This window comes from Xenorhabdus sp. IM139775 (assembly GCF_028598745.1).
GTDB lineage: Bacteria > Pseudomonadota > Gammaproteobacteria > Enterobacterales > Enterobacteriaceae > Xenorhabdus.
This window is the reverse complement of record NZ_JAQRFK010000085.1, coordinates 1-11,573: the sequence shown is the minus strand read 5'-3', so window position 1 is coordinate 11,573 and position 11,573 is coordinate 1. Positions and strand designations below refer to the sequence as shown.

General features: G+C 49.5%; 13 protein-coding genes. 4 read left to right on the top strand and 9 right to left on the bottom strand.

Annotation, left to right across the window (positions count from 1 at the left end; all coding sequences use genetic code 11):
• Nucleotides 1-174: transposase (locus PSI17_RS17480; RefSeq protein ID WP_443256036.1), on the top strand; the 174-nt coding region annotated here is incomplete at its 5' end.
• 14 nt (nt 175-188) lie between these two features.
• Here the strand turns inward: PSI17_RS17480 and PSI17_RS14585 are convergent.
• From PSI17_RS14585 to PSI17_RS14545, 9 genes are all read right to left on the bottom strand, one after another.
• On the bottom strand, nt 189-998 hold the full coding sequence (locus PSI17_RS14585) for a BsuBI/PstI family type II restriction endonuclease (RefSeq protein ID WP_273552666.1): 810 nt from the start codon (nt 996-998) through the stop codon (nt 189-191).
• The gene (locus PSI17_RS14580; RefSeq protein ID WP_273552665.1) at nt 991-2,493 is read right to left on the bottom strand and encodes an Eco57I restriction-modification methylase domain-containing protein; all 1,503 of its coding nucleotides are present in this window, start codon (nt 2,491-2,493) and stop codon (nt 991-993) included. The genes PSI17_RS14585 and PSI17_RS14580 overlap by 8 nt, the downstream gene beginning before the upstream one ends.
• Nucleotides 2,494-2,743: 250 nt before the next feature.
• The gene (locus PSI17_RS14575; RefSeq protein WP_273552664.1) at nt 2,744-3,955 is read right to left on the bottom strand and encodes an STY4528 family pathogenicity island replication protein; all 1,212 of its coding nucleotides are present in this window, start codon (nt 3,953-3,955) and stop codon (nt 2,744-2,746) included.
• A gap of 102 nt (nt 3,956-4,057) precedes the next feature.
• Nucleotides 4,058-4,315, bottom strand: coding sequence for a ParE family toxin-like protein (locus tag PSI17_RS14570; RefSeq protein WP_273552663.1), 258 nt, complete (start codon nt 4,313-4,315; stop codon nt 4,058-4,060).
• A gap of 21 nt (nt 4,316-4,336) precedes the next feature.
• Entirely contained in the window at nt 4,337-4,915 is a 579-nt protein-coding gene (locus PSI17_RS14565) for a DUF2857 domain-containing protein (protein WP_273552662.1), read from the bottom strand.
• 81 nt (nt 4,916-4,996) lie between these two features.
• On the bottom strand, nt 4,997-6,580 hold the full coding sequence (locus tag PSI17_RS14560) for a ParB family protein (protein WP_273552661.1): 1,584 nt from the start codon (nt 6,578-6,580) through the stop codon (nt 4,997-4,999).
• Nucleotides 6,581-6,583: 3 nt separating this feature from the next.
• A complete protein-coding gene (gene dnaB-PI, locus PSI17_RS14555) occupies nt 6,584-7,960 on the bottom strand; it encodes an SPI-7-type island replicative DNA helicase (protein WP_273552660.1) in 1,377 nt (458 codons plus the stop codon).
• The gene (locus PSI17_RS14550; protein ID WP_273552659.1) at nt 7,944-8,339 is read right to left on the bottom strand and encodes a hypothetical protein; all 396 of its coding nucleotides are present in this window, start codon (nt 8,337-8,339) and stop codon (nt 7,944-7,946) included. The genes dnaB-PI and PSI17_RS14550 overlap by 17 nt, the downstream gene beginning before the upstream one ends.
• Nucleotides 8,336-9,223, bottom strand: a complete 888-nt coding sequence (locus PSI17_RS14545) for a ParA family protein (RefSeq protein WP_273552658.1) — start codon at nt 9,221-9,223, stop codon at nt 8,336-8,338. Before PSI17_RS14545 ends, PSI17_RS14550 begins: the two co-directional genes overlap by 4 nt.
• A gap of 285 nt (nt 9,224-9,508) precedes the next feature.
• Here PSI17_RS14545 and PSI17_RS14540 point away from each other — a divergent pair, with 285 nt between their 5' ends.
• The 3 genes from PSI17_RS14540 to PSI17_RS14530 all read left to right on the top strand — a co-directional run.
• A complete protein-coding gene (locus PSI17_RS14540) occupies nt 9,509-10,783 on the top strand; it encodes a tyrosine-type recombinase/integrase (protein ID WP_273552657.1) in 1,275 nt (424 codons plus the stop codon).
• A gap of 134 nt (nt 10,784-10,917) precedes the next feature.
• The gene (locus tag PSI17_RS14535) at nt 10,918-11,124 is read left to right on the top strand and encodes a helix-turn-helix transcriptional regulator (RefSeq protein ID WP_273552656.1); all 207 of its coding nucleotides are present in this window, start codon (nt 10,918-10,920) and stop codon (nt 11,122-11,124) included.
• A gap of 212 nt (nt 11,125-11,336) precedes the next feature.
• Nucleotides 11,337-11,573 (top strand): primase-helicase zinc-binding domain-containing protein (locus tag PSI17_RS14530; RefSeq protein WP_273552667.1); only part of this gene is annotated, 237 nt, incomplete at its 3' end.

Here is an 11,573-nt window from a genome sequence, read left to right as displayed (position 1 = left end):
CGGCATGACACGCGACAAGCAATAGCCGACCACGGATGCCAGTTGGAATGGTTACCACCTTACAGTCCGGATTTAAATCCTATCGAACATAAATGGGCTGGAGCAAAAGCCACAAGAAGGCGAGAAAGATGCTCTATTGATGAATTATTCAAAGAACATGTTAATTATGTCTAATTATATTGATTCTGCTATATCAGCGCATTTTCCAATTCTAATTTGCGTTTTGGCGATATTGGACCGGGGCTCGTCACGGCTTCAATCAAGAAGAGCCATTCTCTCTTTTCATCATAAACAACTAAGTCAGGAAGCTTATCGTGGGACAGGGGAGGAACGCCCAACCGTTCCAACACGCTGGTTTCCAATACCATGAATTTCCCGCCTTCTTCCCGACTACTGGCGGTATCGCCTATGTACAATACCTGCCCCCCTTCACCGATGAATCGGGGACAAAATTCGTGCACAATATCCGCATGTAATTGGTTATGTTTACCCGGCGATAACTTAATTTCCTGTCCATCAGGTAATGTGACCGGAATTTTCAATAAATCCAGATTACGCCGATAGAGTTCCTGAAGGTTTGGCAATACGGCTTTATATTCTTCAATTTTTTGTTTCCAACAACCACTTGGAAATTCCCGTAATATCTCAAGGATCGGTTTATTTAAGGAATAATTGTTATCCTTGCTGTTTGTTGCCCGTGAAGGATTATCTCTATTACGATCAATAATGCGGGCTTGTTCAAATTGATGAAGGGTATGACGACGTATTGTTTCTCTGCTATTAGGCTTGTAATCTTGTCCATAGTTTTCGCGGATAAATTGCATAATCTCCACGGTAGGTAACAAAAGGGCCTGTGCCTCGTGCCAATCGTCATCGGGTTTGATATTAGCTAACGAAAGAAATACCCAGCCAGAGCGGTCATTATGCTGCGCTTCAGGCAGGCCTAAGGCTTGAAGAAACATTCTGGCTTGCTGCAATTTTTCTTGTTTTTTATCCATGCTGTTTATATTCCTGTCTCTGCAAAAAATGGTCTAAAAGTGCATCAATTTGCTCTTGAGTTGTTATTTCTGTTAGCTGCGCTGACATCCCTATCTTTTGAATAGTGTCACGTGCTGGCAATTTCAGCAGCCTGATTTCAGTAGCATTGACCTGAGTATTTCCCGATATACAACGGAAATATTTATCTAACAACGTAGAATTAAATAACACTGTCAGGCCATAAGCTTCTGCCTGACTCAGTGAACCGTCCTGATGGCCGATGTAATTTAAATGATTTTCAAAGGCTATCCATTTTCCGGGCATACTGTCTGGCTCATGGACGCCTGCAACCAATCTGCGTTTTTCTTCTCTGGAACTAAAGCGTTTTAAAATTACATACGGCTGATTTTCTGAAGTGTGTTTCTCATGCCCTTCAAGCAGCATAAAACGGGCATCTTTTTTATTTTTCCCTGTCCATTCTGTTCTGAGTACTTTTACATTGTGCATTCTCAGAAGTGGAATACTGCCGGCAATATTGCCTGAATCAGTGATAAATTCCCTTGTACGGTGTTCTACCACCGGACCGGTTGAAATGAGATAACCATTATCTTTGAAACTGGCTGGCCAATATTCTACCTCCGATAAAATTTGGGCATCTTCCCGACTTTCGGGTATCCGGATGATCTCGTAATCATTCGATGTATCTATCAGTAGAGAAGCCGGATAAGAATGACTTTGGCTTTGATTAATATCATCATAACCCGTTGAAGTATAAACCTTGATAACTGCATGTTGAGGGGCTTTACGATAAGAACAAATAATATTTTCCTGTAGTACGGCCTGCTCCCGGAATAACTGATCACGAGAGCGAAAAATGTGAACTTTTTCAAGGCTCATCCTTCGATTCAAATAATGCCGGAATCCCTTGAAATATAGTCCATTAGTAAAACTACGGGGAACAATGGCAACCATTTGCCCATTGTCTGCCATACATGATGCGACTATCGCCATAAAAGAAGCATAAATATTCGGGTTTCCCGCATATAAATCTGCTGTAGCACCGGCGTAGAGAGACGTTTTCGTATTGTATTTAAAATAAGGAGGATTAATGATAGACACATGAAAGGAGGCTTCTTTACGATCAGGTCGCACCAATACAAAATCTTCACACCGGATATCAAAGGTGAATATCCCCCCCATGTCTTTGAAGACCTCAGATACCTGCTGCATATTTAAAGCTAATTGAGATAAAATATCCTTATCAATCTCATACAAAACAGCATGAACTTGTTTGTTTCCCTGAGCCAAACAGCGTATAGCCGCATGGATGGTCAGAATTCCTGCCCCTGCCCCTGCATCAAGTAAACGCACAACAGGGACATCTACAAAAGTCAGCATTGACGCCATGTAATCTGCCACAGCACTACCCGTGAAATATTGCCCAAACTCTTTTTTCAACCGTTCCGGTTTGGCAATTAAGTAGTCTGACTGTTTAAGTTCTATTGCTTCAATCATTAAAATGGCCTTTCAATCACAAAACAGAGTGATACTAGACTGACATGAGAATTCATTCAATTGTACACGCGAATTTGCGCTTTCAAAAAACAGCGATAAAGTAAGACATCGTTCAGCCATCAAATGCAAAAAGAACATTTTTTAGGCACTGTTGGCAGTACCAACACTGTTTAATTTTTATCCGCAATCGACGCCACCAGAGACTGTACAAATTTCAAACGCTGTTGGCAGTGCCAACAGCGTACAATTTTCATTCAATGTTGTCCCGATGGTATTTCGCCAGATTCAGCCTCTGGCGAATATCATTCACCACACCGCGGACATGCGCCTGAGAAGAGGGATGTACCGGACGCGGGATAACCTGTTCAGGCTCAATCCGCCGCTTCACCGGCTCAGCAGCCACAGCAGCAGATTCACCCTGCCCCGGCTGATGAACAAATAATTTACCTTCCCGCGCCCGTTTCATCACGGTCAACAGCCAGCCCACCGGATTGCCGATTTTGCCTGTCTGCAAGGCGTTATCCAGACTCCCCAATACAGCCTGCCCCTGCTCTGCGGGTAAGGCTTGCAGCTGGTTATTCAGCATTTGAACATCATCGGCATCCAGTTGCCTGCAAAGCCCTTCAGGCAGAGAAATGCCAGTTTGCTGATCTACGTACGTTTTTTTATTCACACTCTGTGTGAAAGAACGTACGTTACAGTTCGGTTTAGTGGTTTGATGATAACCCATTGATTTTAGAATGAGTTCGGATTCCAAATTCAGTGCAGGCTGCGGCTTTCGGAGACTCAGTTCGGTTTGCATCGCCAGCTGTGGTGATGACGTTGTTATCGTCTGGCGCATCACTGCCTGCTGCGGAGTTTGCGACGCCCCCAGACGATCTTCCAATAAACGGATATGGCTGTGACGATGACGCATCAGTGGGTCGGCTTTAATTTCTGTCAGCACCTCCCAGGCGGTCTGGCTGATAGTTCTGTTTTTACTGCGACACGCTTCGGCCACCGTATCCGGCCAACCGGGGTCGAAGGTTTCCGCATCGCGGCAGGTCAGCGGCTCATCGTGCTGGGCGTAGATATTGCCCCTGACCCGCCCGTTCTCATCACGAATGCGTTTGCATAAACTCAGCCAGCCGGTTATTCGCAACATCAATAATACCCGGCTGACGGTTTCACGGGAGGCCTTGCCTTTATAGGGTGAGGCCAGCAGCACCTGTAATTCGTCATAACAGGGAAACACCGCCCCTTCATTTTGTTGCGCGTACAGGCGGATCATCATCCAACCCGTTTTATCCAGCGGAGACAGACGGCTGTCCAGCAATAAACGCCGGGGATACGCGTCCTGAATATTACCCATAAACAGCAGGCCACTGCGAAGTTGTGAAACATCCCCGTCCGCACGCGTTTCCAGGCGGGTTTTCATTTTGGCAATGGTGTGGGCGATTAGACTGTCTGCGGGCAGATCCATGAGCTTCCCTTATCTCCAATGTTTAAGTCTTCAAAAAATATTCTCAGGGCTGCACCCGATATCAATGCCTTAACCGGATGCAGAATGACAATACTTCAGCGTTTATGATTTGCGGATTTCATTGTTGTAACGTTCATGGTGCATCAGTTCCCAGGATTTTCCGCCATTGCGGCTTAACAGCCGCCAGAACAGCCCCACATTAATTTTCAGGTACCCCGTGCCTTTTTCTTTCAGCCTGACGTAATTACGCTCGCCCCTTTGATACCGCCGTACCTGCTGTTGCGCCTTACGGCAAAATGACAGCGGGGCCGTCAGCGGTACATGCAGGCCGGGCATAACCTCCCTGAGTTTTCCTGACATTGTTTCCTCCCTGCCATGCCGTTATTTCATTGTGGTGGGTTCGATTCCCGATGACGCGGATTGCTGCCACTCTTTCACTGCATTCCAGACTGAGGTTAAGGAGACGTCATTCCGTTCCGCCACATCCATCATGATATCCAGCCCTGCCGCACTGTCTGCGTCAGCAACCGCCGCCGCCTGCCAGCGCTGCCATAAATCACGGTTTTCGGCTTCCCTCAGTACCAGCCCCCGCCCCGCACGCACTTCAATACCGGCAATACGCCGGCGGGCGGCGATTTCCAGGCTGGATAAACCGAAAAAATACCGCATCATTTCAATTGAGCCACCCAGCCCCAGTGCCCGGTCAATGCGCTGTGTCCGTTGCTGCTCAAGACGAGCCTGATGCAATATGCGGGCGAGGTTGCTGTGATGAATATGCACGGTCAGTACCGACACCGGGCTGTTGCCCAGATAATGCAAATCCTCCAGGGTCAGGTTCTGCAACATCTGCATTTCCGAAGGCGCCAGTCCCAGCGATTCACAACGGCGGATATAGCCGTTCTTCAAATCCATCACCAGCTGCATCAGCAGGCTGTTGGTCGCTTGCGATAAATGATTCATACACTGCTTCCTCCCAATATCAGGCCAATCAATATGATGTGAACAAATTGGAAAAACGGACCGCCTCAACCCGCGCTGTTATCAGGTCATCGCATTCTCCGGGGTCATCCGGCGCTGAAGTTCGCGCAGGCGGCGGATAAGGCGTATCAAACGTAAGAATTTCACTGTCTGAATATCATCCAGTAAAGGCGTTTCCCCCTGCACGGTGCTGCCAAGCAGAATGTCGGTCAGCGTCAGGGGACAGGTTTCCGGCGGAATTTCGCCGGTCAGGGACAGCAGTAACAGCGCAAAAGGTTGGGCATGTTGGGGTTCAGTCAGCCGGTATCCCGCTGATAATTCATCCGGGGCAGAGACCACATCATTTTCACAGCCCGTGGCTTCCGCCAGTTCAAAGGCCAGCCGAAACGCCATGCCTTGCAGGTGCTCGATATCGTCCTGCATCGGGGAAATTTCCCAGACCGAACTGACCGGTTCCAGACCGGTTTGGGCAAAAGGCAGGCACTCTGCCTCAGGAACAGGCTGCTCAGGTTCAGGCGGGTTATCCGGTTGATAAGGCGGGAGCACCGGATTTTTGCTGGAAAACGCGGCGGGCGTTTGCGCCTTATCAGACGATGAGATAGCAGTCTCAGGCACCTGTACCGCTTCCGTTGCAGTCTGAGACATCCGGCTCGGCTTCGATTCCCTGTTTTGCACTCGAACCTGATCCGCCTTATCCGCCTCAGATCCCTCTGGTTCCGGCGTATATTCCACCGCGGTAGCCTGCTCACCAAAGAGCTGCCTGCGGTTACTTTCCTTCGGATCGAGTTCCAGCATCCAGCGATCGTAATTCAACAGCGGATGGGGTAAGGCCTGCAATAAATCCCCGATCAGTTCATCCCGGAACATCTCCGGCGACCAGGATTCCGGCGCATCAAATTTTCGACAACAAACACCAAACACCTCATCAAATGAATGTATGGGTTCCGGGTTTAGACTGATGCGATGTTGTTGCCACACTGTGTTAGCATCAGCCCGTAATGCCAATAAAGGCCGGATTTGTGGGCCACCTAACCCGGATTCCAACAGGTTGGGTATCCATGGGTACAGGTATGCCACCGTGTCTTCCATGCGGCTGATATGGCTGGCACTGACCGGAAATCCTGCCTGACTTAACAATGCAGCGAATTCCCTCAAGGAAATTTTCTTTTGCTGCTGCTCCTCAAAAATGCCTCTGGCTTTATGCACACCCAGCGCTTTTTCAATAAAGCTGAGTTCCCCCCGCAGCTCATTTTCGGCCAGATGCCCGATAACACACTGCAAACGCCCCGGCCACGGTTTAAACAGGCAGTGAATACGGAAAAAACGCTCATCGCCCGTTTCCTGCCACAGTTCAGCCAGAATTTGGTAGCGGGTATTACCGCCATCGCTGAAGATATAGACCGCCTCGCCTTGTGGGTCACGGGTCACTTTCGGCACCGTATCCAGGCCGCGGGCTTTTATCGAGGCCTTGATATCGTCATAGCGTGGGTTACGCCCGGTGCGGGGGTTATCCGGATTAGGGCACAGTTGATCCAACGTCAGTACCATCGGCATTTCTGCCATCGGCGGGCTGTCATTGATTGTGGCCGTCGCCTGCCGGCCTTGCTGTAACAGGGCATTGCCTAAATTGAGATTTTGCCGTGCCATCACTTAACTCCCGTAGCCATAACGGTCTGCTGATAAGTCCGAAAAACGGGTATATTGACCGTCAAAGCGCACCCGCACCGTCCCCGTCGGACCCTGACGTTGTTTACCGATAATGATTTCGGCGATACCGCTGTCCTGCGTGTCAGCGTGATAAACCTCGTCGCGGTAGAGATGCAGGATCAAATCAGCATCCTGCTCCAGTGACCCGGAATCACGCAAATCCCCGTTATTGGGCCGTTTGTCGGACCGGTTTTCGACCTGCCGATTAAGCTGGGACAACGCCAGTACCGGGCAATTCAGCTCTTTGCCCAGGGCTTTCAGGCTGCGGGAGATTTCGGCAATTTCCTGTGTGCGGTTTTCCTGTCCGGGCGCGCACATCAACTGGAGATAATCCACCATAATCAGGGCGGGCTGACCGTATTGACGGGTGTAACGGCGGGCGCGGGCACGCAATAGCGCGGGGGTCTGGTAACTGCAATCATCGATTATCAGCCGCTGATCCCACTGAGCAAACTGATCCAGACTCTGGCTTATCCGTCCCCACTGCTCATCATCCAATATCCCGCTGCGCAGGGCCGTTAAAGCAACCCCGCCTTCCATCGCAGACAGACGCAGCATCAGTTGTGAGGCTGGCATTTCAAGACTGAAAATCTGCACCACCGCATCGTCACGGTGCCGCAATGCGCCGAGACAGCAGGCCAAAGCCAGCGCGGTTTTTCCCATCGAAGGACGGGCGGCCAGCAAAATCAAATCGCCGGGCTGCAAACCGCAGGTTTTTTCATCGAGAATCTGAAATCCTGTGGGCGTACCAGTGATACCGTTGCTGCCCTGTATTCGCTCCAGATGGGAAATCAGGGCATCCGCCCCTTGCAGCAGGGTCACAGCCTGATGCTGCCGGACGGCTCCTTTTTCCGCCAGATTAAACAGCTGGCTTTCAGCTTGTTCGGCAATGGTGGCTGCCTGTGCATTAGGCTGAAAGACCTCCGCACTGATAGCTTTACCCAGTGCCAGTAACTGACGCAGCTGGCTTTTCTCCGCCACAATGCGGGCATATTCCATGATATTAGCGGCACTGGGGGTGTTTTTACACACCTCTGCCACATAGGCAAACCCGCCCGCTTTGTCCAGCTGACCACGCTGGGTCAGCATATCGGTCAGGGTGATCAGATCATACGGTGTGTTCTTTTCGGTCAGTTCAGCAATGGCCTGATACATTATCCGGTGTGCCGGAAAGAAAAAGTCTTCGGGTGCCAGTAACTGAACAATGTCATCCCAGCGATCATTCTCCAGCATCAGCCCGCCAATCACCGACACTTCCGCATAGCAATAGCTGGGCTGCTCTTTGCTGACCGCCTGTAAAAAGTCATGATCCATATCCATCGGTGACCTCCTTGCTGACCCTATTCAGTGCATTGACTAACCGCTGTTGCAGACGGGGCGAAGAGACCCAGAACAGGACGTCGTTGGCGGTTAAATACCGGGGTTTTCCCGCATACCGGCTACATTCCAGTAAGGCTAAATCATGCGGGGCATCGGGGCGCAGTGCCCGCCCGCGCAATTCCGCTTCATTGAGGGGGCTGAAATGCTCTACGTTATCAGGAGAAACATCCCAGATAACCGGCAACAAAGCCTGATATTTTGCCAGTGCCGCTTTACGATCCGGCGCATCAACAAACACGACCCACTCATCCTGGATCTCCGTGAACGGTAATTCCATGTTGTCATAACAAAAACAGACGGCACGCCAGATAACATTCATTGCGCATCCCCCGTCGGTTGTTTAGCCAATACGGCATCAAACTTCGCTGTCCACTCGGGGAACAGTTCACAGGCCAGACTGTGCATGGTCTGGGCCGCGGCAGGACTTTTTCGGGTTGTTTTATATTCAAGACGATGTACGGGCTGAGCACGAACGTGTCCCAGTTTGTAGATATCCAGCAGGTCAATGCGGGTTTGCAACAACTGATAAACACGTCTGCCGCCTAACGCCGACGTATCGTAGCGTTGCTGTTCAATAATATCGGCCAATTCATTGAGCGTATCCCGATCCAGATTGGTGCCTTCAATGCCGTTTGCCAGTATCTGAATAAAAGGAAGCTGAATGCCATAATTCTCAAAGGATCGGAGCCGGGTCAACATCCGTAACGTGCCGCGCAGGAATTCACGCACATCAGGCAGGATCGGTTTGATTATCCCCAGCACACTGTGCGTGGCACTCAGCACAACCAGCTCGGTCATTATCCCGGTTGCGCCCTTGGAGTCGATAATAATGATGTCGTACTGGCTAAAGAGAGGGTGCTGCAAGATATTTTTCAGGCGTAAACGGCCATCGGGCGCGTGCAGCATCGCTGTCGGCAGGAGTTCATCCGGATCATTGGAGATAATAATATCGAGGTTTTTGATCGCCGAGCGGGAAATGATCTGATCGGGTTGGTTCAAACCCGCGGTCTGCATCAGTAATTCATACAGACCCGCGGGTGCTTCATGGCTCAGAGTAAAAATACAGCTGGATGTGGGTTGGGAATAATCCGCATCAATCAAGAGCACATGTAAACCGGCATCAGCAAGAAATCCACTTAAATTGGCTGAATGGGTCGATTTGCCCTCGCCCCCTTTGGGGGAAATAATAGGAAGAATTATCATTTTGCATACTCGGTTAGTGAGGTATGCAAAATAGGCAAATTTAAATTGTTAACATTATTTCAACTTACGAGGGGATTGAAAATCCCCGTGTCCTTGGTTCGATTCCGAGTCCGGGCACCACCTTAAAGTTTCTTGAAGTCCAATCCAGTCAATCACCTTAAATAAAATCACACCAAATTAACCAGATAGATTATTTTTGCGTCTATTTTGGTCTATTGCAATCAATATGCAGCAAGGGGCATAATCGGTGGCACCTACACTTCGATTATAAGTATGCCCCATAAAATGAAACTCAACGCGCGACAAATCGAGACGGCAAAACCCAAAGAGAAAACCTATAAACTGACCGACGGCGGCGGCCTGTATCTGGAGGTCACTTCACGCGGCGCTAAGTATTGGCGCATGAAGTACTATCGCCCCACCGATAAGAAAGAAGACCGTCTGGCTTTTGGTGTCTATCCGGTTGTATCCCTGGCTGATGCACGAGCCAAACGGGACGAAGCCAAGAAGTTAATTGTACAAGGGATTGATCCCAAAGCAGAGAAAAAAAGGGCAGGTCCTGAATCGAAAGGGGCATACCCCTTTGAGAAAGTCGCCCTTGAGTGGCACGCCAGTAACAAACGCTGGAGTGACAGTCACCGCCACAAAGTACTGCGCAGCCTTGAGCAATATATCTTCCCACATATCGGCAGGCTCGATATTACCACGTTAAGGACAAGCCAACTTTTAGCTCCGGTCAAAACGGTTGATGCCGAGGGTAAACACGATATCGCCCAACGGCTACGCCAGCGTATCACTGCCATCATGCGCTATGCCGTCCAGAATGATATTCTGGAGTCCAATCCGGCTAACGATATGACCGGAGCACTCACCACAACAAAATCTCGCCATCACCCCGCCCTGCCCCATGAAAGTTTACCCGGTTTTCTGACCCGATTATCCTCTTATCGTGGACGCTTACTAACCCGGATCGCCGTCGAGTTGACTTTATTAACCTTTGTCCGTTCCAGTGAGCTGAGGTTTGCCCGTTGGGAAGAAATCGATTTTGAAAACGCGGTGTGGAAAATTCCCGCCACAAGGCAACCCATTAAAGGCGTTCGGTTTTCTGAGCGTGGCATGAAGATGAAAACCGAACATATCGTACCACTGAGTCATCAGGCGGTTTCACTGTTCAAAGCCTTGCATAAACTCAGTGGCAACTGTGACGTGATATTTCCCAGTGATCATAATTCCGCGAAAGTCATGAGTGAAAATACCGTTAACAGTGCCTTACGTAACATGGGCTACGATACCCAAACCGAAGTCTGCGGGCATGGGTTCCGCACAATGGCACGTGGCGCAATGGGGGAATCCGGCCTGTGGAGTGATGACGCGATCGAGCGCCAGTTAAGCCATATCGAAAGAAACAATGTCCGGGCGGCCTATATTCACACATCCAAGTATCTGGACGAACGGCGGCTGATGGTGCAGTGGTGGGCGGATTATCTGGATGCGAACCGGGAAAAGCCCATCACACCCTATGATTTTGCCAAGCCGCTGCGCGACAGCAAAAATCGATAGCGCGGCACGAAAACAATTTCACGCATGGGATAAACAATTAATGCTGTTCATTTAATAACGATTTTTAAATAATCCGCCTGTCATCAAACAACGTCCACAATGAGCACTCACGGACTCGGTAACAGGAGAAAAATATGACAGTGACAGCACCGAAGGAAAATCTTATCCGTTTGCCGGAAGTTCAGCGCAGAACGGGTTACAGCAAAGCGTGGATCTACAAATTGATTAGTGACGGGGAATTTCCGAAACAGGTCAAAATCGGCCCCCGCTCTATCGCGTTTATTGAATCAGAAATTGATGACTGGGTTGCCCAGCGTATCACAGAATCACGGGTGGCATAACGCATACAAAAGAATATGACATAAGAAACGTAATATAAAACACAACGCCCCAGTGTGCGACGAACACATCTGAGGCGTCTGACCAACAACCGTTAAGCAAGGTAAAAACGATGGCTGATATACAGCATACCCAAACTCGCCCTAAATTTACAGTCCCAAAATCTGCTAATCAAAAACCGCTTGAACTGATCCAGACCGTGAAAACATCGGCTATGTACCATTGGGAAAGTCTGCTGCCTGCCTGTGGTATTGATATTCCGGCAAGGGGTAAACATGGCCCCTGCCCTATTTGCGGCGGCACTGACCGTTTTCACTTTATTGACGATCACCATCATGGTAACTGGCATTGTCGGCAGTGTGACGAACCAAAGTATGGTGATGGGCTGGATTTAGTGGCAAGAACCCAAGGGATCTCGATTACTGAGGCAGCCAAAATCGTTGCAGATACA